Source organism: Mycobacterium sp. NGS33 (assembly GCF_059812885.1).
In genome coordinates, this window is record NZ_JCALDN010000001.1 from 861,643 (window position 1) to 883,748 (window position 22,106).

Sequence of the window (22,106 nt, forward strand, 5' to 3'; positions counted from 1 at the left end):
GCGCAATCGGGAAGCCTTGAGCCTCAGGCGGATTCGTTCTCGGGCTGGTCGGGTTCGGCCTGCAGGATCGTGTTCTGCTCGTCGGCTTCCTCGGTCTGTTTTTCGGCTTCGGCGGACGGGTCCGGCGCCAGCAGCACCTGAATCGCGTTGTTGAGGAACGCGACGGTGGGGACCGCCAGCAGGGCGCCGACGATGCCGGCCAGCACGCCGCCGGTGGAGATGGCGAGCACCACCCCGAGCGGGTGAATCGAGACCGCGCGACCCATCACCAGCGGTTGCAGCAGATGGGCCTCGATCTGATTGACCGCGATCAGCAGGCCCAGCGTGATCAGCGCGTACACGATGCCCTTGGCCAGCAGCGCGACCACGACGGCCACCAGGCCCGAGATCAGCGCACCGACCAGCGGGATGAACGCCCCCAGGAACACCAGCGAGGCCAGCGGCAGCGCGAGCGGGATGCCCATGATCGCCAAACCGGTGCCGACCCCGGCGGCGTCGGTCAGGGCGACCAGGAAGGTGGCCCGCACGTATCCGATCAGCGATCCGTATCCGGCGTTGCCGGCCTCATGCACCCGCTGACGGACGTCGGACGGGATGATCTGCACGACGTACTGCCAGATGTTGCGCCCGCCGTAGAGGAAGAAGATCAGCGTGAACAGCACCAGCACCGCCGCCGTCACCAGCTCGGTGACGGTGGCCGCGGTGGACAGCGCGCCGCTGGTCAGTTTCGCCTGATTGTTGTGCAGCGCTTCGATGGCGGCGTTGCCCGCGCTGTCGATCTGTTCGTTGCGCAGATGCGCCGGGCCGTGGACCAGCCAGCGCCGCGTCGACTCGATGCTGTGCGCCACCTGTTCGGTCAGGCCGGGCAGACCGTCGATGAACTGCAGGATGACGAACGCCAGGATGCCGCCCAGGATGGCAAAGCCACCCAGCAACACCAGCGCCACCGCGCCGCCGCGGGGCATGCCCCTCGTGTCCAGCCAGTCCACCACCGGCACCAGCAGCGCGCTCAACAGCAGCGCCACCAGCACCGGAACGACGATGATTTCCAGCTTCTGCACCACCCACAGCAGGGCGAGCAGGGCGATCAGGATGACCAGCAAACGCCAGGCCCAGGCTGCGGTCTTGCGGACAAGGGGTTCGACCGAGGCGTCGTCGAGGTTTGCTGACATCTCGCCAGCCTATCCGCAGCGGGGTGCCGCCAAACGTGTCTCAGCCGTGTCCGCGGGCGGCTGGGCGTCGCCGGAGCCCATACCGTCGGCACGATCCGGTTACGACCCCAGAACGTCCGAGACACGGTAGGCGATGCGCAGCGATCGCCGCGCCACCTGCACCGTTACCCTAAATCACGTGCCGCACGACGCACCCGCCCGCAATCTCGACTTCCCGCGCGAAGAGACCCCGCGCGGGAAGTACTGGTGGGCGCGCTGGGTGATCCTGGGCGCGGTGGCCATCGTGCTTGCCGTCGAGGTTTCGCTGGGCTGGGATCAGCTGGCCAAGGCCTGGATGAGCCTGTACGAGGCGAACTGGTGGTGGTTGCTCGCCTCGGTGGCCGCGGCGGCGGCGTCGATGCACAGCTTTGCCCAGATCCAGCGCACGTTGCTCAAGTCGGCGGGCGTGCACGTCAAGCAGCTGCGCTCCGAGGCGGCCTTCTACGCCGCGAATTCGCTGAGCACCACGCTGCCCGGCGGGCCCGTGCTGTCGGCGACCTTCCTGTTCCGCCAGCAGCGGCTGTGGGGCGCCTCGACGGTGGTGGCGTCGTGGCAGCTGGTGATGTCGGGGGTGCTGCAGGCGGTCGGGTTGGCTTTGCTCGGCCTGGGCGGCGCCTTCCTGCTGGGCGCGAAGAACAACCCGTTCTCGTTGCTGTTCACCCTCGGCGGCTTCGTGGCGTTGCTGCTGCTGGCGCAGGCCGTCGCGTCGCGCCCGGAGCTGATCGACGGCATCGGCAGCCGGGTCCTGGCGTGGGTCAACTCGGTTCGGGGCAGGCCCGCCGAGGCCGGCCTGGACAAGTGGCGCGAGACGCTGATGCAGCTGGAGTCGGTGAGCCTGGGCCGGCGCGACCTGAGCGTGGCGTTCGGCTGGTCGATGTTCAACTGGATCGCCGACGTCGCCTGCCTGGGCTTCGCCGCCTACGCCGCCGGGGACCACGCGTCGGTGGCGGGGTTGACGGTGGCCTACGCGGCCGCCCGCGCGGTCGGCACGATCCCGCTGATGCCCGGCGGGTTGTTGATCGTCGAGGCGGTGCTGGTGCCCGGCCTGGTGTCCAGCGGCATGTCACTGCCCAACGCGATCTCGGCGATGCTGATCTACCGGCTGATCAGCTGGTTGCTCATCTCGGCGATCGGCTGGGTGGTGTTCTTCTTCGTGTTCCGCACCGAGAACGTCACCGATTCCGACGAGGATCCGATCACGGGCCCGCTGCCGGTCATTCCGCTCGCCGGCGAGCCCGCGGCCGACTCCACCGAGGCCGCCCTGCAGGGGCCGCTACCGCCGGACCGTGATCCGGCCGAGCGGCATCCGGAGAACGACAGCCAGCCCTAGCCGACGGTGTTGCGGCGTGGCGGACCCGTCAGCGGGTGGGTCGTCGCGGGCCCCTTGGTCACCGGTTCACAACATCTTCGCAGCGTCTTGGCAACAACACCGTCGCCGCAGCTCAGGAACCAGATAAGCCCACATAATCCACAGCCTGCTGCGGTATCGTCGCCAGCACGCGTTACGCGAGCACCGGGGAGCGAGAAAAATCCAGCAGTTAATGATGCGCCTCAGCCGCAGCCTGCGTAAGTACCGCTGGTTGGTCTTCACAGGCTGGTTGCTGGCATTGGTTCCCGCCGTCTACCTGGCGCTGACACAGTCGGGCAATCTCACCGGCGGCGGCTTCGACGTGGCCGGATCGCAGTCGCTGGCGGTCCACGACCAACTCGAGGATCTCTACCACGACCAGGGTGGGTCGTCGCTGGCCCTGGTGGCCGCCCCCCGCCCCGACGCCAGCTACCAGGACATGAACGACGCCGTCGCGCAGCTGCGGCAGATCGCCGCCGGCATCCCCGGCACCGGGGAGATCCCCAACCCCGCCCAGCGGCCGCCGCAGCCCGACCGGCCGTACGTGCTGTCGGTGCGGCTGGACTCCCGTAACACCAGCGACGTGGCCAAGCAGCTGCGCACCAAGGTCGGCATCAAGGGCGATCAACCCGGCCAGACCGCGAACGGCCGGGTCCGGCTCTACGTCATCGGGCAGGGCGCGCTGTCCGCCGCCGCCGCGGCCAACACCAAGCACGACATCGCGGCGGCCGAGAAATGGAACCTGCCGGTCATCCTGATCGTGCTGCTCGCCGTGTTCGGCTCGCTGGCCGCCGCGGCGATCCCCCTGGCGCTGGGCATCTGCACGGTCGTGGTCACCATGGGCCTGGTCTATTTCTTGTCCGCCTACACCACCATGTCGGTCTTCGTGACCTCGACGGTGTCGATGTTCGGCATCGCGCTCGCCGTCGACTACTCGCTGTTCATCCTGATGCGATTCCGGGAGGAACTGCGGACCGGCCGCCAGCCCCGCGAGGCCGTCGACGCCGCGATGGCCACCTCCGGGCTGGCCGTGGTGCTGTCCGGGATGACGGTGATCGCCTCGCTCACCGGGATCTACGTGATCAACACCCCGGCGCTGAAGTCGATGGCCACCGGCGCCATCCTGGCCGTCGCCGTGGCCATGCTGACGTCGACGACGCTGACGCCGGCGGCGCTGGCGACGTTCGGCCGCGCGGCCGCCAAGCGGTCGGCCCTGCTGCACTGGTCGCGCCGGCCGGAAAGCACCCAGTCGCGGTTCTGGAACCGCTGGGTCGGCTGGGTGATGCGCCGGCCGTGGATATCCGCGCTGGCGGCGTCGCTGGTGCTGCTGGTGATGGCCGCGCCGGCCGCGTCGATGGTGCTGGGTAACAGCCTGCTGCGCCAGTTCGACTCGTCGCACGAGATCCGCGCCGGGGTGGGCGCGGCGGCCCAGGCGCTGGGCCCCGGCGCGCTCGGCCCGATCCGGGTGCTGATCAACTTCCCCGACGGCGGCGCGGCCTCCCCCGAGCACAGCCACACCGTCGGCGCGATCCGCCAGCGGATGTCGCAGGCGCCCAACATCGTGTCGGTGTCGCCGCCGCAGTTCGCGGAGGACAACGGCAGCGCGCTGCTATCCGCGGTGTTGTCGGTGGACCCCGAGGACATGAAGGCCCGCGAGACCGTCGGCTGGATGCGCGCCCAGCTGCCCAAGGTGCCCGAGGCCGGCACGGCGCGCGTGGACGTCGGCGGCCCGACCGCGCTGATCAAGGACTTCGACGACCAGGTGTCCAAGACCGAGCCGCTGGTGCTGGCGATCGTGGCGCTGATCGCGTTCGTGATGCTGCTGGTCTCCGTCCACTCGGTGTTCCTGGCGCTCAAGGGCGTGCTGATGACGCTGCTGTCCGTCGCCGCCGCCTACGGCAGTTTGGTGATGGTGTTCCAGTGGGGCTGGCTGAAGGACCTCGGCTTCGCCCAGATCAGCTCGATCGACAGCACCGTTCCCCCGCTGGTGCTCGCCATGACCTTCGGGCTGTCGATGGACTACGAGATTTTCCTGCTCACCCGCATCCGGGAGCGCTTCCTGCACTCCGGGAACACCCGCGACGCGGTGGCCTACGGCGTCAGCACGAGCGCGCGCACCATCACCAGCGCCGCGCTGATCATGATCGCGGTGTTCGTCGGGTTCGCGTTCGCGGGCATGCCGCTGGTGGCCGAGATCGGCGTCGCCTGCGCGGTCGCGATCGCGGTGGACGCCACCGTGGTGCGGTTGGTGATGGTGCCGGCGCTGATGGCGATGTTCGCCCAGTGGAACTGGTGGCTGCCGTCCTGGCTGTCCCGCGTGCTGCCGTCGGTCGACTTCGACCGGCCGCTGCCCGAGGTCGACCTGGGCGACGTCGTCATCATCCCCGACGATATCTCGGCGCTGGTGGCGCCCAGCGCCGACCTGCGCATGGTGCTCAAGTCCGCGGCGAAGCTCAAGCATCTGGCCCCCGACGCCATCTGCGTGGCCGACCCGCTCGCCTTCACCGGCTGTGGCCGCAACGCCGCCCAGGCGGTCTCCGGCCCCGACGAGGATCAGGCCCGCGGACTGGGACCGGGGCAGATCCCCCATCAGGTCGCGCTCAGCGAGGAGCGGGTCAGTGTGGGCGTCGGCGCCGCCGACAAGAAACCCGGCTCCAACGGCCACACCAACGGCTCCCTGGCGGCCAAGAAGCTGGTCGGAGGCCTGGCCTCGCGCAACGGCATCGCCAAGGCCATCGCCGGGACCGACCGGCCGGTGCATCCGGTGACGCTGTGGCGGGGACGCTTGTCCGTCGCGATCGACGCGCTGGAAAACGACACCGCCGCCGCCGCGGGCGGCGGGCCCGAATACGAACGGCGCAGCCCGCTGGAGACCACCAACGTGCAGCTGCCCACCGGTGACCGGCTGCTGGTGCCTACCGGGGCCGAGACGCTGCGGCTGAAGGGCTACCTGATCATGAGCCGTAACAGTCGGCGCGATTATGCCGACTTTGCAGACATGGTCGATTCGTTGGAGCCCGAGACCGCCGCGGTGGTGCTGGCCGGAATGGACAGGTATTACTGTTGTAAATCATCCAGGCGGCAGTGGATTGCCACCCAGTTGGTCCGTCGACTCGCAGATCCCCACCCCTGCGACCACCCGGAAGACCAGGGACCGGACGCCGAGGCGGGCTCGGACTGGGAGGAAATCCGACAGCGCTGCCTGTCAGTGGCCGTGGCGATGCTGGAGGAGGCGAGGTGACGTTGGCACCCGACCGACGCCCCGCGCCGCCGCCCCACCGGCCGGGCCCCGAACAGCGTCAACGCGGCGGTGGGCCGAACGGAGGGCCGTCCGGCTCCTTCCAGGACCCCGAGCAGCCGGTGGAGTTCTGGCCGACTGCCGCCATCCGTTCAGCCCTGCAGGGCGGTGACATCGCGACCTGGAAGCGCATCGCCGGCGCGCTGAAGCGCGACCCGTACGGGCGCACCGCCCGCCAGGTCGAAGAGGTCCTCGAGGGCACCCGGCCCTACGGCATCGCCAAGGCGCTGTGGGAGGTGCTCGAGCGGGCCCGCACCCACCTCGAGGCCAACGAACGCGCCGAGGTCGCTCGCCACGTGCGGCTGCTGATCGACCGATCGGGGCTGGCCCCGCAGGAATTCGCGTCCCGCATCGGGGTCACCGCCGAGGAGTTGGACGGTTACCTCGACGGCAGCACCAGCCCGACGGCCGCCCTGATGATCCGGATCCGCCGCTTGTCGGACCGGTTCGTCAAGGTGAAGTCCGCGCGGTCAGCCGAAGCCAACTGATCGGTCATCGCACCGGCAGCACGTCGGCGACCAGCCAGTCGTTGCCCCGCTTGGTCAGCGTCACCCGCAATGCCGGCGCCGCCTGACTGGGCGGCTGTCCCGGGGCGTTCTGGGTGACCCGCAGGACCACCGCCACGCTGGCGGCCGACGGCCCGAGCGCCTCGACTCCGGCCGACACCGTGGTGGCCTGGGCGGTGACGTTGTGCTGGGCGAGATCGGCGCTGGATTTGGTGTACTGCTCCTTGAACGCGGCCGCATGCTCCGGGACGATCATCGCCGTGGCCTGGTCGATGGCACCGGTCGGTGCGGTGGGGCTGAACGACGCCATCGCCTCCGCCATGCCGGTGGCGGTCTGAACCACCTTGCGGGAGTCGTTGGTGAAGTCGCTGTCCGCCCTGGTCCAGTGGGTGTAGCCGGTCGCCACGGCCGCCGTCAGCGCCGCCGCGCACAACAGCACGACCGCCATGCGCAGCCCCGGCGCGTCGTCGTCGGTGCCGAGGCTGACCGAATCGCGGCGCAGCAGCCAGAAGTTGATCGCCACGCCTTCGACGATCAGCAGGATCAGCACCGAACACGCCGACACCCACCACAGCGGCCAGCCCAGCACCAGCCCGATGGCCAGCAGCGCCGCGATCGCGGCCAGCGGGGCCGCGACGTCGAAGGCGAACAGGCGCCAGATGTTCCTCATCGGATCGACGCCAATCCGGAGATCATCAGCTTGCCCTCCACGTCGGAGACGTCCAGCCGCAGGTTCCAGTGCACGGTTTGCGGCTTGGCTCCGACGTTTTCGCTGACCGATGTGGCGATCAGCATCACCGAGTCGGTTCGGCTGGCGAACGGCGGCAGCTTGGTGGTGACCACCGGCCGGGCGACGCCGGGCTGGGTGTCCAGGTCGTGGTGCACGGTTTCGATCGCCACCGCTTGGATGCGCCCGGCGCTCTTGGACTGCAGCTTCTCCACCACCGCCTTGTACGGCTGTACGGCGGCATCGAAGTCGGTGTTGAGTTCCCCGACCGTGCCGTCGTGCAGCCGCTGCAGGCTGGCGTCGACGTTGCCGCTGTTCATGTTGATCAGGACGTTCGCCCACTCCGCGGCGGTCTGCATGGCCCGGCTCAGGTAGCCGCGTTCGGCGACCTGATCGCGGTGGTCGGACCAGATGATGACGCCGAGCACCACCGCGGCCACAGACAGCACGCCGAGCACCGCGGACGCGACGCCGTAATGGGAAAAGACGCCGTCGCTTTCGGATTCGTCGCCGTCGGCGTCGTCGTTCGCCTCGGCGTCGGCATCGACGTCGGGGTCAACGTCGACGGCGTCTTGTTCGGCAGGTGGCTCGGTTCGCTCGCCGTCGGACATGGCCCGATCGTTGCACCCGGGAAAGATGGAAGGATGGCGGGGTGACGAATACGGCCATCCGCTCGGGCATCGACCTGAGCTTTGTCGACGACAGCATCCGCCCCCAAGACGACCTGTTCGGTCACGTCAACGGTCGCTGGCTGGCCGAGTACGAGATACCGGCGGACCGTGCGACCGACGGGGCGTTCCGGCAGCTGTATGACCGCGCCGAGGAGCAGGTGCGCGACCTGATCGTCGAGGCCAGCCGGCAGGGTTCGGCGGCCGGGGACGACGACGCGCAGCGCATCGGCGACCTGTATGCCAGCTTCCTCGACGAGGACACCGTGCAGCGCCGCGGCGTGCGGCCGCTGCTCGAGGAGATGGCCGTCATCGACGACGCCGCCGACGCCGAGGCGCTGGCCCGGGCCATCGGCGCCCTGCAGCGCACCGGCGCGGGCGGCGGCGTCGGGGTGTACGTGGACACCGACGCCAAAAACTCGGCGCGCTACCTGGTGCACTTCACCCAGTCCGGCCTCGGGCTGCCCGATGAGTCCTATTACCGCGAAGAGCGGCACGCGCAGGTGCTTGCGGCTTACCCGGCGCACATCGCGCGGATGTTCGCCCTGGTGTTCGGCGGCGATCCGGCCGACCACATCCAGACCGCCGACCGCATCGTCGCGCTGGAGGCCAAGCTGGCCGAGGCGCACTGGGATGTGGTCAAGCGGCGCGACGCGGACCTCACCTACAACCTGCGCACGTTCGCCGAACTTCGCGACGAGGCGGTGGGGTTCGACTGGGCCGGCTGGGCCGGCGCGCTTGGTGCCGACCCGGAGTCACTCGCGGAAGTAATTGTGCGCCAACCTGATTACCTGCGCACCTTCGCCGAGCTGTGGCGCAACGAAGACCTCGAGGTGTGGAAGAGCTGGGCGCGTTGGCGGTTGATCCGCGCCAGGGCCGCCTGGCTTACCGACGAGCTGGTGTCGGCGGACTTCGACTTCTACGGCCGCCTGCTGACCGGCACCGAGCAGATCCGCGATCGGTGGAAGCGCGCGGTGTCGCTGGTGGAGAACCTGATGGGTGACGCCGTCGGAAAGCTCTATGTGCAACGGCATTTCCCGCCCGGGGCCAAGGCCCGCATCGACGAGCTGGTGGCCAACCTGCGGGCGGCCTACCGGATCAGCATCAGCGACCTGGACTGGATGACACCGGAGACCCGGGAGCGGGCGCTGACCAAGCTGGACAAGTTCACCGCCAAGGTCGGCTACCCGGCGAAGTGGCGTGACTACTCGGCGCTGGTGATCGACCGCGCCGATCTGTACGGCAACTATCAGCGCGGGTACGCCGTCAACCACGACCGTGAGCTGGCCAAGCTGGGCGGGCCGGTGGACAAGGACGAGTGGTTCATGACCCCGCAGACCGTCAACGCCTACTACAACCCGGGGATGAACGAAATCGTGTTCCCGGCAGCCATTTTGCAGCCGCCGTTCTTCGACGCCGAGGCCGACGACGCGGCCAACTACGGTGGCATCGGCGCGGTGATCGGCCACGAGATCGGCCACGGCTTCGACGACCAGGGCGCCAAATACGACGGCGACGGCAATCTGGTCGACTGGTGGACCGACGCCGACCGCGCCGAGTTCGGCACCCGCACAAAGGCTCTCATCGAGCAGTATGACGCCTACACGCCGCGCGGCCTGGCGAGCGAACATCACGTCAACGGCGCGTTCACCGTCGGGGAGAACATCGGCGACCTGGGCGGCTTGTCGATCGCGTTGCTGGCCTACCAGTTGTCACTGAACGGGCAGCCCGCTCCAGTCATCGACGGCCTCACCGGCGTGCAGCGCGTGTTCTACGGGTGGGCCCAGGTATGGCGCACCAAATCTCGTGAGGCAGAGGCGATCCGGCGCCTGGCGGTGGATCCGCACTCGCCGCCGGAGTTCCGCTGCAACGGCGTGCTGCGCAACATGGACGCCTTCTACGACGCCTTCGACGGCGCCGATGCCGGTGCGCTGTTCCTGGAACCGGGCAACCGGGTCAAGATCTGGAACTGACGCCCACCTGGGCGGCCTCGATCCGGGCCGGTACGTGCTTGTGCCACGGCGTGCCGGCATAGGGATCGCGCCATTCGGTCGAGGTGAGCACGTTCGGGGCGACGCCCGGAGTGACCGTGCGCCCGTCGTCGCCGATGTAGTCGAGCCCGAATCCGTTGGGCAGGGCGGCATGACCGGGCAGCATGGTCTCGGTGATCTCGACGGTGGCCTCGGCGCTGCCGGCCGCGGTGCTGATGCGGGCCCGGCAGCCGTCGACGAGACCCAGCGCCTGGGCGTCCTCGACGCTGACCCGCAGCGCTCCGTCGGCGTCGCGTTTGCGCCAGGACGGGTCACGGAAGATGTCGTTGGCGGTATAGGCGCGCCGCTCCCCCACCGACAGCACGATCGGGAAGTCCGGCGTGGTCAGCCGGGGCGGAGTCCGGGTCAGCGCCCCCAACTCGTCGAGCACCGCGGGGATCTCGAGGGCGATCTTGCGGTCGGCGTGGCTGATCAACGCGAAGTCGTCCTCGTAATTGTGCACGGTGAACGTCACGCCCGACGGGTTGTCCATGATCGCGTCGAACAGCGCGTTGCCGTCGGCGTGACCGGCGCGTCGCACGGCGTCCGGGTAGCTCATCGCGGTCTTCTGGGCGAGGCCCCACAGGGCGGCGGCGCCGCGCAGTCCGTCCGGCAGGGTGGGCCCCAGCGTCTCGTAGAGAACATACGGAAGCAGCTGCGCCACAGTCGGATTGGCGGCGGCCGCGGACAGGAACGCCTCGGTGTAGGCCTGCCTGCCCCGCTGGGCCGCCTCGCGCAGGGGCCGCAGGTCCGCGTCGTCCACCACGCCGAGCGCCCGCACCAGCCGCGCCCAGATCTCGGGTTCGGGCAGGGTGCCGGGCAGCGGCTCGAGCAACGGGCGGCGCAGCTGGAATGTGTTGTGCGGGAATTCCAGGTTGAAGAACGTGGCCTCCGGCTTCTCGAACTGAGAGGCGGCGGGAAGCACGTAATGCGCGAGCCTGGCCGTCTCGGTCATCGCGACGTCGATGACCACCATCAGCTCCAGCGCGCCGAACGCCTCGCGGCAGGCTGCCGAATTCGCCAGGGAGTGAGCCGGATTGCTGCTTTCGACGATCATCGCCCGAAAGCGATCCGGGTGGTCGGTCAAAATCTCTTCGGGCACCACATTGCTGGGCACCAGCCCGGAGATGATCGGGGCGCCGGTCACCGGTGTGCGCCCGGAGAACTGGCCGAACAGCGGGGCGAACGACGAATGCAGGTGCTGGCCACCCTGTTTCGCGAAATTGCCGGTGAAGATCCAGAGCAGCTTGTTCAGGTAGGAGCACAGCGTGCTGTTGGGCGCCTGCTGCACCCCGAGGTCCTCGAACACCGAGACGCTGGCCGCGGCGGCGATGCGCCGCGCCGCCGCGCGCAACAGTTCCTCGTCGACCCCGCACTGCTGCGCGTAGCCCGCCACCGGTACGTCGCGCAACGCGGCCCGGACGGTGTCGGCGCCGCGCACGTGCTCGGCGAGAAACGCCTCGTCGCAAAGGTTTTCCTGGACCAGGACGGCGGCCAGCGCGGCCAGGCACCACGCGTCGGTGCCGGGCCGCACCCGCAGGTGAAAGTCGGACATCTTGGCGGTGTCGGTGACGACGGGGTCGATGACGATCATCGAGCGGTTCGGGTCCTTGGCGATCTCGTTGAGCACCACCCGGGCCCGCGGAAAGCTCTGCGACATCCACGGGTTCTTGCCCACGAACACCGCCACCTCGGCGTGCTCGAACTCGCCCCTGGTGTGCCCGCCGTACAGCTGCCCGTCGACCCATGCCTCACCGGTTTTCTCCTGCGCCAACGCATTCGACCGGTACCGCGAACCCAGCGCCTTCAGGAAGGCGCCGCTGTAAGCCCCGCCCAGGTGGTTGCCCTGCCCGCCGCCGCCGTAGTAGAAGATCTTGTCTCCGCCATAGCTGTCGCGGATGCGCTTGAAGCCCTCGGCGATCTCCACAATCGCGGTGTCCCAGTCGATCTCCTCGTAGCTGCCGTCGGGGCGGCGGCGCAACGGGGAGGTCAGCCGGGCGCGGCTGTTCTGGTAGTGGTCCAGCCGCAACGCCTTGTTGCAGGTGTAGCCCTGCGACCCGGGGTGGGCCTTGTCACCGCGGATGCGGGCCAGCCGGCGATCCTCGACTTGGACGACGATGCCGCAGTTGCATTCGCACAGGATGCAAGCGCTGGGTTGCCAGGTCATTGCGGGGTGTCCTTTCCGGCTGCCTGATAGGGCGAGGTGGCCACCAGCAGCTCGCGCAGCTGGCGATGCACGACGTCGAGGGGCATCAGGTCGCGTCGCACCCGGGCCAGCACGATCGCACCCTCGAGCGCGGTGGTCGCCAGGACGGCCAGCTCGCCCGCCCGCTCCCGCGGTATGCCGTCGGCGATCAACCGTTCGGCGATCAGTTCGGTCCATCGGTCGAAGGCGGCGGCGGCGCGTTCGACTACCGGGCCCATGCGCTCGGCGTCCTGTTGCTCGCCCGCCTCCACCGAGACCGCGACGATGGGGCAGCCGGCGCGGAAATCGGTCTCGAGCAGCTGCCGTCGGTACTTGTCGATCAGCGTGTCGATCAAGTGCAGGCCGTCGGCCGCGCCGGCGATCACGGCGGCGACGTGCTCGCCGGCGAAGTCGACGGCCTCGCAGAGCAGCTGCGTGCGGCCGCCGGGGAAGTAGTGGTAGGCCGAGCCGCGGGGTGCGCCGCTGTGTTCGAGCACGTCGGAGATGGCGGTGGCCCGGGCGCCCCGCTCTCGAATCAACAGCGCGGCGGACACGACCATCCGCTCGCGGGGACTACGCATCGCGGCTCCTCGGCCATGTAGGTATGTATGATGCTATACATAATTCGGGCCGGCGCGATACCCCCAACCAGCGATGCCCCACCCCAAAACGCACAATCGCCCATCCCGCTCGGGAATGGGCGATTGCGCGCTGTCGCTGGTGGCTAGTTCATCCAGTCGGCGGAGCCGTCGTTCTTCTTGTAATTGCCGCCGCTGGAGTTCTTCACGACGATCGGGTCGCCGGGACCGAAGTTGTCGAAGAACCACTTGGCATTGGTGGGGCTGATGTTGATGCAGCCGTGGCTGACGTCGCGCTTGCCCTGGTCGTCCACCGACCACGGGGCGCTGTGCACGTAGTCGCCGACGTTGTCGAAGCGGACCGCGTCCTCCACCGTCACCTTGTAGCCGTAGGTCGAGTTGACCGGCACCCCGTAGGTCGAGGAGTCCATCACCACCGACGCCTTCTTGTCCTGCACGTAGTAGGTGCCGTTGGGGGTTTGGTGATTGCCCGACGTCATGCCCATCGACATCGGGAACGTCTTCTCCACGGTGCCGTTGCGGGTGATGGTCAGCTGGTGCGTGGCGTCGTCGGCGGTGGCGATCAGGGTGTCGCCAGTCTGGAAGGTGGACACGGTGCCGCCGGCGTCGACCGTCACCGCGGTGTGGGCGGGCCAGAAGTTGATCGGCCGCCAGCGCAGCTGGGTCGGGGTCATCCAGTAGAACTTGCCCGGGACCGGCGGGACCGACGAGACGTGCACGGCGCCGATGGCCGCGTCGGCGTTCTCGACCGTGCCCGGGAAGTTGATGATGATCGGCTGGCCCACACCCACGGTCGAGCCGCTCTTCGGGACGAGCGACGGCGGCCCGAACGGCGCCGTGCCGGTGAACGGCGTGTTGTTCTGCCCGTCGGCCGGGGCCGCGGCGGCGGGTTGCGCGCCCGGCGGGAGCCAGGGCGGCGGCGCCAACGGGTTGGGTGGCGGCGGGGCCGCCAGCGGGTCGGCCGGGGGCGGCGGCGCGAACGGGTCGGGTGGCGCGGGCGCCGGCGGGGCCGCGACCGCGCCCGGGTCAGCGGGGGCCGGGTCCGGATCCGCCTGTGCGGGAGCCGCACTCAGCACCAGCGCCAGGCCCACGACGGACGCCAAGCCGGCGGTGTTCAGAGCGGCGAAGAGGCCCTTCCCAGTCCTGGCCCTCGTCCTGCCCGACATACGCATACCTCCACTCGTGGTCTCGACACAGTGTGGCATAGCGCGCGCGCCAGCTACCGTCAGCCGCGACCGAGCCGGGCCCGAAAAGGGCGGGATTGCGCGGTTGAGCTGGGCGGCTATGAATCGGGTGAGCTTGTCGGAGCAACATCGAGCATCCGCCGATTGGCCGCGATTCCGGCCAGCGCGACGGCCATCAGGGCCGCCGAAGCGGTGAGCATCATCGTGACGCTGCGCTCGAAGAGCAGGCCACCGGCCAGCGAGCCCGCCATGATGCCGACCTGGAACGCGGTGACGTAGAGCCCCGACGCGCCGTCGGGGTCGTCGGCCCCGTTGCGCATCGCTGCGGACTGCATCATCGGCGAGACCGCGGTGGCCATCGCGCCCCATAGCACGATCGCGGCGGTCCCGATCAGGGCGGTGGCCACGCCGGTCCTGCCCCCGATCGCCAGCCCGGTCAGCGCCACGAAGGCCGCCGTCAACCCTGTGATGCACAGGATGATCGCGCTTTTGGGCCGGTGGTCCAGCGGGCGCGCCACCAGCGGCAACGACAGCAGCCCGGCCAGCCCGTAGGCGGCCAGCACGAAGGCGAGGTTCGGCCCGCGCACGCCGAGCACGTTGCGGATGATCTCGACGATGTAGGTGTAGGAGACGAAATGGCCGGTGACGGCGATCATCGCCAGCACGCTGACCAGGATCAGCCGGGGGTTGCGGTGGTGTCGCGACCGCGGACCGACGTGGGCGAGCTGGTCGGAGGTCAGCACCATCTCCGGCAGCATCGCGCGGGCTGCCATCGTGACGCCGGCGGCCGCGATGGTGACGCAGACGACGGCCAGGCGCCAGCCCCACATCAGGCTCAACGCCGCGGTCAGCGGGCTCCCCACCACCAGCGCGAGGCTGGTGCCGACGTAGATCGACATGGTCGCGCGCCCGGCATGGCTGGGCGGCACCAGCCGGGTGGCGATCGGGGCGATGACCGCCCACAGCAGGCCGTGGGTGATCGCGCAGAGCACCCGCCCGGCCGCCAGCACCGCGAAGTTGGGGGCCAGCGCCGAGATGACCTGCGAGGCGGTCAGGCAGGTCAGGCTGAGCATGAGCGCGCGCCGACGGGGCCAATGCGCGGTCCAGCGCACCAGCGGAAACGTCGTCAGCGCCGCCACGAAGGCGTACCAGGTCAGCAGCGTGCCCACCGCAAACAAACTGACGTGCAGGTCGCGGGCGATGGCCGGCAGCGCGCCCACCGGCAGGATCTCGGCGGTGACGTAGGTGAAGGCCGCGGCCGCCAGCACAGCCAACTGAGCCGCGATCCGTGGGGTCCACGTTCGCGCAACGGCATTGGTTTCGGCAGTCATGGCTTCGGTATCGGCCGGACTACCCACTTCCTGGGTTGTCGCGCCTAATGCGATCACACTGCCTTACCGTACGGACCGCAACTACGCCCGCCCCTGAATCAGGGCCGATAGACAGGTCTCAACTACGTCACCAATCAGGAACGAACCAACCGCGCGATCGCGGCCGACGCCTCGTCGAGCTTGGCTTGCGCGTCGTCGCCGCCCTCGGCGACGGCGCGGGTGACACAGTGGTTCAGGTGCTCGTCCAGCAAATTCAGGGCGACCGAGCGCAGGGCGCTGTTGACGGCGCTGACCTGGGTGAGGACGTCGATGCAGTACTTGTCTTCCTCGATCATCCGGGCGATGCCGCGGACCTGGCCCTCGATGCGCCGCAGCCGCTTGGCGTAGTTGTCCTTCTGCTGCGAGTACCCGTGGTCGTTCGTCATCTGCACCCCTGCTCAGTCGGCCGCCCGGCGGCGGCGTCGCGCCGAACTCCAGCTTATACCCCATCGGGGTATCACCCCGGAAGTTGGGATCGCGACTGGCCAGCGCATACTCGAACAATGCCCACCACCGATTCGGCCGCAACCGCCGACATCAAGCCGCGTAGTCGTGACGTCACCGACGGCCTGGAGAAGGCCGCCGCCCGGGGCATGCTGCGGGCCGTAGGCATGGGAGACGAGGACTTCGCCAAGCCGCAGATCGGGGTCGCGTCGTCCTGGAACGAGATCACCCCGTGCAACCTCTCCCTGGACCGGCTCGCCAAGGCCGTCAAGGAGGGCGTGTTCTCGGCCGGTGGATATCCGCTCGAGTTCGGCACCATCTCGGTGTCCGACGGCATCTCGATGGGCCACGAGGGCATGCACTTCTCGCTGGTGTCGCGCGAGGTGATTGCCGACAGCGTCGAGACGGTGATGCAGGCCGAGCGCCTCGACGGCTCGGTGCTGCTGGCCGGCTGCGACAAGTCCCTGCCCGGGATGCTGATGGCTGCCGCGCGGCTGGACCTGGCGTCGGTGTTCCTCTACGCCGGCTCCATCCTGCCCGGGGTCGCCAAGCTCTCCGACGGCAGCGAGCGCGAGGTCACCATCATCGACGCGTTCGAGGCGGTGGGCGCGTGCGCCCGGGGCCTGATGCCGCGTGAGGACGTCGACGCCATCGAGCGGGCGATCTGCCCCGGTGAGGGGGCGTGCGGCGGCATGTACACGGCCAACACCATGGCCAGCGCCGCCGAGGCGCTCGGGATGTCGTTGCCGGGCAGCGCCGCGCCCCCGGCGACCGACCGCCGCCGCGACGGGTTCGCCCGGCGCAGCGGGGCGGCCGTCGTCGAACTGCTGCGGCGCGGCATCACCGCCCGCGACATCCTGACCAAGGAGGCGTTCGAGAACGCCATCGCGGTGGTGATGGCGTTCGGCGGCTCGACCAACGCGGTGCTGCACCTGCTGGCCATCGCCCACGAGGCCGGCGTCGAGCTGTCGCTCGACGACTTCAGCCGGATCGGGTCGAAGGTCCCCCACCTGGCCGACGTCAAGCCGTTCGGCCGCCACGTCATGTCGCACGTCGACCACATCGGCGGCGTGCCCGTGGTGATGAAGGCGCTGCTGGACGCCGGGCTGCTGCGCGGCGACTGCCTGACGGTGACCGGCGCGACGGTGGCCGAGAACCTGGCCGAGATCGCCCCGCCCGACCCCGACGGCAAGGTGCTGCGCGCGCTGAGCAACCCCATCCACCCGACCGGCGGGATCACCATCCTGCGCGGATCGCTGGCACCCGAGGGTGCGGTGGTCAAGTCGGCCGGCTTCGAATCCGACGTGTTCGAGGGCACCGCAAGGGTTTTCGACGGCGAACGCGCCGCGCTGGACGCCCTGGAGGACGGCACCATCACCAAGGGCGACGCGGTGGTGATCCGCTACGAAGGCCCCAAGGGCGGCCCCGGCATGCGCGAGATGCTGGCCATCACCGGCGCCATCAAGGGCGCCGGTCTGGGCAAAGACGTGCTGTTGCTGACCGACGGCCGGTTCTCCGGCGGGACCACCGGCCTGTGCGTCGGCCACATTGCGCCCGAGGCGGTCGACGCCGGGCCGATCGCCTTCCTGCGCGACGGCGACCGGATCCGGCTGGACGTGGCCAACCACGTGCTCGACGTGCTGGCCGATCCGGCCGAATTCGACGCCCGGCGCAAGGGTTTCACCCCGCCGGAGCCGCGCTACAAGACCGGCGTGCTGGCCAAGTACGTGAAGCTGGTCAGCTCGGCCGCAATCGGCGCGGTCTGCGGCTGATCGCCGTCCCGGGCCGCTTGGAGTCGGCCCGGGGCCGGCGAATTGCCCTGGCGCCTAACCGGGTTCGGGGCTACGCGTGCGTGCCCGCCGCGCGGGTGCGCATGCCGAAGTAGGTCGCGTTGAGACCCAGGAACGTCAACAACGCGCCCGCAACGACATTCGACCACGTCATGCCGGTGGTCAGCGTGACGTGCGGCAGGATCCACGTCGAGACGATGACCCACACGCCCAACACCGGCAGCGTCCAGGTCATACCGTGCGCGCGATCCAGCGTCGTCGCGAACCCGTAGGCCAAGAACGCCGCCGCGATGCCGACGATCAGGTCGGACGTGGCAAGCGATCCCGTCGCGCTGAACCCGACGATCCACGGCGATGCCGCCACGTACAGGCCCGTCAGCAGGACCAGACCGAACGTGACATGGGCACTCATCGACTCGGCGACGCGTTCGTAGCGCGCGCGAAGAGCCAACAAATCGGGGTGGTGATCGATTGATGAATGGACTGTACTCATTTTGTGACCTTTCTGTTATGCGGCAAGCCTTTTGGGCGTTGTCGCACCCATCCATCTGCTGTCCAGATTACGCCCGCACGCCGTTGGCCAGCAACGAAAACTGACGCCACGGCAACGCCGGACGGTAGGACATTTTCGGTGGTCCGCGTAGCGTCTTGAGTCATGGACATCGCGGACCGGCTGCGCCTGGACGTGCCGATCGGGCAGGCCGGCATGGGTGGCGGGCTGGCGGGCGCGGCACTGGCGGGCGCCGTCGCCCGGGCGGGTGGACTGGGCGCACTGGGAATCGACACCCCCCGCCGGCTACGGGCGTCGATAGATGAAGTGCGAGAACGGGCCCCGGGCCGCGCCGTCGCGGTGAACCTGTTGATGCCCTTCGTTCATCGCCGGCACGTCGCGGTCTGCGTCGACGCCCGGGTGGACGCCGTCGTGGTGGCGTTCGGCGAAAAGCGGGGGCTCATCGAGCACCTGCGCGATGCGGGGATCTTCGTCTTCGTGATGGTGGGTACCGAGGCGGCGGCCCGGGCCGCGATCGCTTGTGGCGCCGACGGTTTGATTGCCCAGGGACGCGAGGCCGGCGGCCACCTCGTCGGGACCATGCCGGCTTTGGAGTTCCTGCCGCTGGCCCTCGGCGCGGCGGCCACGCGTCCGGTGTTGGTGGCCGGGGGCATCGCCACCGCCGCCGACACGCGCGCCGCGCTGGACGCCGGTGCCAGCGGCGTCATCGCCGGTACCCGATTCCTGCTGACGCACGAGGCCAACGCGAGCCGCGAGTATCAGCGCCGAATCCTGCAGGCGGACAGGACGATCGAAACCAATCTGTTCGGCCTGAGCTGGCCCTTGCGCCACCGTGTCGTGCCCAACGCGGCCACCCGCCGCTGGTGCGGCGACGACGGGAAGGCCAGGATGCTTCCCGCCGCCCTGAACGCGGCCAGCCGACCGCTGTCGGTGTTGGGCTATTGCGACGCCGGGTCACTGATGCGGCTCCAGACGCCGGCCCTACCGTTGTTCACACCGCTGGCGCCGGTGGCCGGCGTGCCCGATTCCTGGCTGGACAGCGCGGCCCTGTACGCCGGCGAAACCGCCTTGCGGATCGGCGAACTCACCTCCGCCGAGCAGGCCGTCGCCGACCTGAACCCCCGCTGACGCCCTATCGCACCACGGCGAACGCGAAGCCGTCCCACTGTTTGGCGCCCACGGTCTGGATCACGGCCGTGTCCAGCCGCGGATCCTCGCCCATCGCCTGCAGGGTTTGGCGCACCGCGCGCGCTTGGGCGTTGGCCTCCGGATCTAGGATCTGGCCCTGCCGAACCACGTTGTCCGCCACGATGATCGCGCCGGGACGGGCGAGCCGCACCGCCCAGTCGAGGTAGGCGGGATAGTTCTCTTTGTCGGCGTCGATGAAGATCAGGTCGAAGGGGCCCGTCACCGTCGGCAGCGTGTCCAGCGCGGCCCCGACGATCACCTCCACCCGGTCGGCCAGGCCGGCCCGGTCCAGGTTGGCCCGCGCCACCTCCGCATGCTTGGGCTCGTATTCGAGGGTCACCACCCGCCCCTGCGGGCCGGCACCGCGCGCCAGCCAGATGGTGCTGAAGCCGCCCAGCGTCCCGAGCTCGAGAATGTTGCGGGCACCGATGGCACCGGCGAGCAGGCTCAAGAACTTTCCCTGCTGCACCGACACCGCAATCGGGGGCAATCCGGCGGCGCTGCTGGCCTCCAGGGCCGCGGTCAAGGACGGATCGTCGTCGACCACCGTGGTGTCCAAGAAGGCGTCGACGTCGTGGGGGGTTGGTTTCTCGGTCATCACGCCCACGCTAGCCGCGCCCGACGGCGCCGGCACCGGGTGCCGGCGTGGTATCGCACCGGTCGCGGCCATTTACCGTATACCCATGGGGGGTATATAGTGGGGGTGCGGTCGACCCGCACCGCACGAGTCACCACACAGAGAAAAGGGTGAGACAAATGGCAACATACGAGGCCGGAACCGAGCTGACGTGCGGTCACGAAGGCTGCGGCTGTCGCGTCCGCATCGAAGTCCCCTGCCACTGCTCGGGTTCGGGTGAGCCCTACCGCTGCACGTGCGGCGACGCGCTGACCCCCGTCAAGTAATCCGTCGGGTCGGTCGTACGTTCGGGCGCACAACCCGCAAGACTTAGCGCCCGAACGTACGGCCGCTCAGCTCGACCGTGGCGCGCAGCCGCATCGCGGTCGCCGACGCGCCCACCGCCGCCGTGTAGGCGCCCGGGTCGATCCGCCAGCTCCCGACGCCGCCGTCATAGCGGGCGAGCAGGCGCGGATCCGCCTCGATGGTCACTCGCCGCGTCGCACCGGGCTCGAGCTCGACACGCTGAAAACCCAGCAGCCGTAGGCACGGTTCACCGGCCGCGGCCGTCAGGTAGAGCTGCGGTACATCGGCGCCGGCGCGGTCCCCGACGTTGACGACCAGGAAAGTGGCGGTGATGGTCTGCTCGCCGTCGAGCACCAGGTCGCGGTAGTCAAAGCTGGTGTAGGACAAGCCATGCCCGAAGGCGAACATCGGCTGGTGGCCGCATCGGGCAAACCAGCGGTAACCGACGTCGGCTCCTTCCACGTAGTCGATCGTGGTCGGTGTCCCCCACGGTTCGCCGGCGTCGGGCAGCCGCGGGCGCGGTGTCTGGGCGAGATCGGCCGGGAAGGTGATCGGCAGCCGACCCGACGGGTTCACCGTGCCGCTCAGGATCTCCGCGATGGCCCGGGCGCCGGCCTGGCCCGGGAACCATGCTTGCACAACGGCATTCACCGAACCGAGCCATGGCATGGTTACCGGATTGCCCGTCTGTAGCACCACCACGGTGTTCGGGTTGGCGCCCGACACCGCCGCGATCAGCTCGTCCTGACCCCACGGCAGCGAGAGGTCGGCCAGATCGAAGCCCTCGCCCTCGGCGCGCACGGCGAACACGATCGCGATGTCGGCCGCTCGCGCCGCACGCACCGCCTCGGCCGGGCTGATCCCGGGATCGAATTCGATCTGGACGTGCGGCAACTGCTTTCGCAACTCGTCCAGCGGACTTGACGGCAGCAGGTACAGGTTGCGCAGCCCGGCCTCGAGGCCCGAGCCGCCGATGGGTACCACGCCCGCGTAGCCGCCCGCGGGGACGACGGTGCTCGAACCGAAGCCGGCCGGCACACCCACGTGCGCATACCCGCCGATGACGGCGATGCGCGCGCTCGACCCGGCGGCCACCGGTAGCAACCCGCGGTTGGCCAGCAGCACTGTTCCCTGTCGCGCTATGCGCAGCGCAATGTCGTTGTGCGCCGACAGATCCGGTGTCGGGGCCGGATCGGTGTGCTCGACTCCGACGGCGTACACCGACCGCAGGATGCGGCGCACCATGTCCGACAGGCGCTGCCTGGGCAGCCTGCCGTCGGCGTAGGCGTCGCGCAGCGGCGCGCCGAAGGACTCGGCCTGCCACAACAGCGCGTCGATCTGTGCGCCGCACTCCTGGTCGAGACCCGCCAGGGCGCACTCCCAACTCGGCGTGGCACCCCAATCCGACATGACCCAGCCGCGGTATGCCCAGGCGCCTTTCAGCACGTCGTTGATCAGAGCGGCGTTGGCCGCGGCGTAGTCACCGTTGACCTTGTTGTAGGCGGTCATCACGGCGCCGGGTTGCGCGCGCTCGATCGCCAACTCGAAGGCCAGCAGGTCGGATTCGCGGTGCGCGTCGGGATCGATGACGGCGTTCAGGAAGTGCCGATTGGTTTCGTTGCAGTTCAGCGAGTAATGCTTGACGGTCGAGATGACGCCGTGGTGCTGGATGCCGCGGATCGACTCGGCGGCGATGGTGGCGGTCAGCAGCGGGTCCTCGGAGAGGTATTCGAAGTTGCGGCCGTTGCGCGGGTCGCGGGCCAGGTTCATCGCGCCGGCCAGTTGCACGTTGAACCCGCGGCTGCGCGCTTCGCTACCGATCACTTCGCCGGCGGCCCGGGCCAGCGGCGGGTCGAAGGTGGCGGCCAGCGCCAGCCCGGCGGGCAGCGCGGTGGCCGTGTCGCCCGGCCGGTAGCCGGGGTTGGTGACGCCCAGCCCGGCATCGCTCATCAGCAAGGCGGGCACACCGAGGCGGGGAACGCCCGGCACGTATCCCGCGCTCATCGGCGCGTCCGCGGGGATGCGCTCGTCGCGCACCGGCCACATGTCGCCGGCCCCCATCACCGAGACCAGCAGCGCGAAGCGCTCGTCGTCGGTCATCCGGGCTTCGACCTCGCGCGCCCGC

18 protein-coding genes are annotated in these 22,106 nt (G+C 69.5%); 7 read left to right on the forward strand and 11 right to left on the reverse strand.

Going from position 1 to position 22,106, the window contains the following annotated elements:
• Positions 1 to 23 precede the first annotated feature (23 nt).
• The gene (locus AC5Y5B_RS03885) at positions 24 to 1,172 is read right to left on the reverse strand and encodes an AI-2E family transporter (protein WP_112635205.1); all 1,149 of its coding nucleotides are present in this window, start codon (positions 1,170 to 1,172) and stop codon (positions 24 to 26) included.
• Positions 1,173 to 1,350: 178 nt separating this feature from the next.
• On the opposite strand from AC5Y5B_RS03885, the gene AC5Y5B_RS03890 reads away from it, so the two are divergent.
• From AC5Y5B_RS03890 to AC5Y5B_RS03900, 3 genes are all read left to right on the forward strand, one after another.
• A complete protein-coding gene (locus AC5Y5B_RS03890; RefSeq protein ID WP_500003717.1) occupies positions 1,351 to 2,541 on the forward strand; it encodes a lysylphosphatidylglycerol synthase transmembrane domain-containing protein in 1,191 nt (396 codons plus the stop codon).
• Between the two features lie 211 nt (positions 2,542 to 2,752).
• On the forward strand, positions 2,753 to 5,800 hold the full coding sequence (locus AC5Y5B_RS03895; protein ID WP_500003721.1) for an MMPL family transporter: 3,048 nt from the start codon (positions 2,753 to 2,755) through the stop codon (positions 5,798 to 5,800).
• Positions 5,797 to 6,345, forward strand: coding sequence for an XRE family transcriptional regulator (locus AC5Y5B_RS03900; RefSeq protein ID WP_500003724.1), 549 nt, complete (start codon positions 5,797 to 5,799; stop codon positions 6,343 to 6,345). The genes AC5Y5B_RS03895 and AC5Y5B_RS03900 overlap by 4 nt, the downstream gene beginning before the upstream one ends.
• 4 nt (positions 6,346 to 6,349) lie before the next feature.
• On the opposite strand, the gene AC5Y5B_RS03905 is transcribed toward AC5Y5B_RS03900, so the two are convergent.
• Both AC5Y5B_RS03905 and AC5Y5B_RS03910 read right to left on the reverse strand, forming a co-directional pair.
• Entirely contained in the window at positions 6,350 to 7,033 is a 684-nt protein-coding gene (locus tag AC5Y5B_RS03905) for a hypothetical protein (RefSeq protein ID WP_500003726.1), read from the reverse strand.
• Positions 7,030 to 7,701 carry a hypothetical protein gene (locus AC5Y5B_RS03910; RefSeq protein WP_112635214.1) on the reverse strand — a complete coding sequence of 224 codons (672 nt, stop codon included), beginning with the start codon at positions 7,699 to 7,701 and terminating at the stop codon, positions 7,030 to 7,032. The genes AC5Y5B_RS03905 and AC5Y5B_RS03910 overlap by 4 nt, the downstream gene beginning before the upstream one ends.
• Before the next feature lie 41 nt (positions 7,702 to 7,742).
• Between AC5Y5B_RS03910 and AC5Y5B_RS03915 the strand changes: the two genes are divergently transcribed.
• On the forward strand, positions 7,743 to 9,731 hold the full coding sequence (locus tag AC5Y5B_RS03915; protein ID WP_112635216.1) for a M13 family metallopeptidase: 1,989 nt from the start codon (positions 7,743 to 7,745) through the stop codon (positions 9,729 to 9,731).
• Here the strand turns inward: AC5Y5B_RS03915 and AC5Y5B_RS03920 are convergent.
• The 5 genes from AC5Y5B_RS03920 to ricR all read right to left on the reverse strand — a co-directional run bounded on the left by AC5Y5B_RS03920 (position 9,715) and on the right by ricR (position 15,512).
• Positions 9,715 to 11,955, reverse strand: coding sequence for a molybdopterin oxidoreductase family protein (locus AC5Y5B_RS03920; RefSeq protein WP_500003728.1), 2,241 nt, complete (start codon positions 11,953 to 11,955; stop codon positions 9,715 to 9,717). The two genes, AC5Y5B_RS03915 and AC5Y5B_RS03920, sit on opposite strands and share 17 nt — an antisense overlap.
• Entirely contained in the window at positions 11,952 to 12,554 is a 603-nt protein-coding gene (locus tag AC5Y5B_RS03925) for a TetR/AcrR family transcriptional regulator (protein WP_500003731.1), read from the reverse strand. The genes AC5Y5B_RS03920 and AC5Y5B_RS03925 overlap by 4 nt, the downstream gene beginning before the upstream one ends.
• Positions 12,555 to 12,697: 143 nt before the next feature.
• Complete coding sequence (locus AC5Y5B_RS03930) at positions 12,698 to 13,738, reverse strand: L,D-transpeptidase (RefSeq protein WP_500003735.1); 1,041 nt, start codon at positions 13,736 to 13,738, stop codon at positions 12,698 to 12,700.
• Positions 13,739 to 13,854: 116 nt separating this feature from the next.
• Positions 13,855 to 15,087 carry an MFS transporter gene (locus tag AC5Y5B_RS03935; protein ID WP_112634660.1) on the reverse strand — a complete coding sequence of 411 codons (1,233 nt, stop codon included), beginning with the start codon at positions 15,085 to 15,087 and terminating at the stop codon, positions 13,855 to 13,857.
• A gap of 134 nt (positions 15,088 to 15,221) precedes the next feature.
• The gene (gene ricR, locus AC5Y5B_RS03940; protein WP_112634682.1) at positions 15,222 to 15,512 is read right to left on the reverse strand and encodes a copper-sensing transcriptional repressor RicR; all 291 of its coding nucleotides are present in this window, start codon (positions 15,510 to 15,512) and stop codon (positions 15,222 to 15,224) included.
• A gap of 117 nt (positions 15,513 to 15,629) precedes the next feature.
• On the opposite strand from ricR, the gene ilvD reads away from it, so the two are divergent.
• Entirely contained in the window at positions 15,630 to 17,342 is a 1,713-nt protein-coding gene (gene ilvD, locus AC5Y5B_RS03945) for a dihydroxy-acid dehydratase (RefSeq protein WP_112634661.1), read from the forward strand.
• Between the two features lie 70 nt (positions 17,343 to 17,412).
• Here the strand turns inward: ilvD and AC5Y5B_RS03950 are convergent, their stop codons facing one another.
• Positions 17,413 to 17,853: an SPW repeat protein gene (locus AC5Y5B_RS03950; protein WP_112634662.1), complete on the reverse strand. Its 441-nt coding sequence runs from the start codon at positions 17,851 to 17,853 to the stop codon at positions 17,413 to 17,415.
• A gap of 162 nt (positions 17,854 to 18,015) precedes the next feature.
• On the opposite strand from AC5Y5B_RS03950, the gene AC5Y5B_RS03955 reads away from it, so the two are divergent.
• Positions 18,016 to 18,999, forward strand: coding sequence for a nitronate monooxygenase (locus AC5Y5B_RS03955; protein ID WP_500003746.1), 984 nt, complete (start codon positions 18,016 to 18,018; stop codon positions 18,997 to 18,999).
• Between the two features lie 4 nt (positions 19,000 to 19,003).
• Here the strand turns inward: AC5Y5B_RS03955 and AC5Y5B_RS03960 are convergent, their stop codons facing one another.
• Positions 19,004 to 19,657, reverse strand: coding sequence for an O-methyltransferase (locus AC5Y5B_RS03960; RefSeq protein WP_112634683.1), 654 nt, complete (start codon positions 19,655 to 19,657; stop codon positions 19,004 to 19,006).
• Positions 19,658 to 19,815: 158 nt separating this feature from the next.
• On the opposite strand from AC5Y5B_RS03960, the gene mymT reads away from it, so the two are divergent.
• The gene (gene mymT / locus AC5Y5B_RS03965; RefSeq protein ID WP_067124138.1) at positions 19,816 to 19,962 is read left to right on the forward strand and encodes a copper-binding metallothionein MymT; all 147 of its coding nucleotides are present in this window, start codon (positions 19,816 to 19,818) and stop codon (positions 19,960 to 19,962) included.
• 43 nt (positions 19,963 to 20,005) lie between these two features.
• Here the strand turns inward: mymT and AC5Y5B_RS03970 are convergent, their stop codons facing one another.
• Positions 20,006 to 22,081 carry a beta-glucosidase gene (locus AC5Y5B_RS03970; protein ID WP_500003864.1) on the reverse strand — a complete coding sequence of 692 codons (2,076 nt, stop codon included), beginning with the start codon at positions 22,079 to 22,081 and terminating at the stop codon, positions 20,006 to 20,008.
• Positions 22,082 to 22,106 lie beyond the last annotated feature (25 nt).

Excerpts from the sequence above, each read along its gene's own strand:
- AC5Y5B_RS03885 (WP_112635205.1), bottom strand. The coding sequence starts at position 1,172 with ATGTCAGCAAACCTCGACGACGCCTCGGTCGAACCCCTTGTCCGCAAG.
- AC5Y5B_RS03895 (WP_500003721.1), top strand. The coding sequence starts at position 2,753 with ATGATGCGCCTCAGCCGCAGCCTGCGTAAGTACCGCTGGTTGGTCTTC.
- AC5Y5B_RS03905 (WP_500003726.1), bottom strand. The coding sequence starts at position 7,033 with ATGAGGAACATCTGGCGCCTGTTCGCCTTCGACGTCGCGGCCCCGCTG.
- AC5Y5B_RS03910 (WP_112635214.1), bottom strand. The coding sequence starts at position 7,701 with ATGTCCGACGGCGAGCGAACCGAGCCACCTGCCGAACAAGACGCCGTC.
- AC5Y5B_RS03920 (WP_500003728.1), bottom strand. The coding sequence starts at position 11,955 with ATGACCTGGCAACCCAGCGCTTGCATCCTGTGCGAATGCAACTGCGGC.
- AC5Y5B_RS03925 (WP_500003731.1), bottom strand. The coding sequence starts at position 12,554 with ATGCGTAGTCCCCGCGAGCGGATGGTCGTGTCCGCCGCGCTGTTGATT.
- AC5Y5B_RS03930 (WP_500003735.1), bottom strand. The coding sequence starts at position 13,738 with ATGTCGGGCAGGACGAGGGCCAGGACTGGGAAGGGCCTCTTCGCCGCT.
- AC5Y5B_RS03935 (WP_112634660.1), bottom strand. The coding sequence starts at position 15,087 with ATGACTGCCGAAACCAATGCCGTTGCGCGAACGTGGACCCCACGGATC.
- ricR (WP_112634682.1), bottom strand. The coding sequence starts at position 15,512 with ATGACGAACGACCACGGGTACTCGCAGCAGAAGGACAACTACGCCAAG.
- ilvD (WP_112634661.1), top strand. The coding sequence starts at position 15,630 with ATGCCCACCACCGATTCGGCCGCAACCGCCGACATCAAGCCGCGTAGT.
- AC5Y5B_RS03950 (WP_112634662.1), bottom strand. The coding sequence starts at position 17,853 with ATGAGTACAGTCCATTCATCAATCGATCACCACCCCGATTTGTTGGCT.
- AC5Y5B_RS03955 (WP_500003746.1), top strand. The coding sequence starts at position 18,016 with ATGGACATCGCGGACCGGCTGCGCCTGGACGTGCCGATCGGGCAGGCC.
- AC5Y5B_RS03960 (WP_112634683.1), bottom strand. The coding sequence starts at position 19,657 with ATGACCGAGAAACCAACCCCCCACGACGTCGACGCCTTCTTGGACACC.
- mymT (WP_067124138.1), top strand. The coding sequence starts at position 19,816 with ATGGCAACATACGAGGCCGGAACCGAGCTGACGTGCGGTCACGAAGGC.
- AC5Y5B_RS03970 (WP_500003864.1), bottom strand. The coding sequence starts at position 22,081 with ATGACCGACGACGAGCGCTTCGCGCTGCTGGTCTCGGTGATGGGGGCC.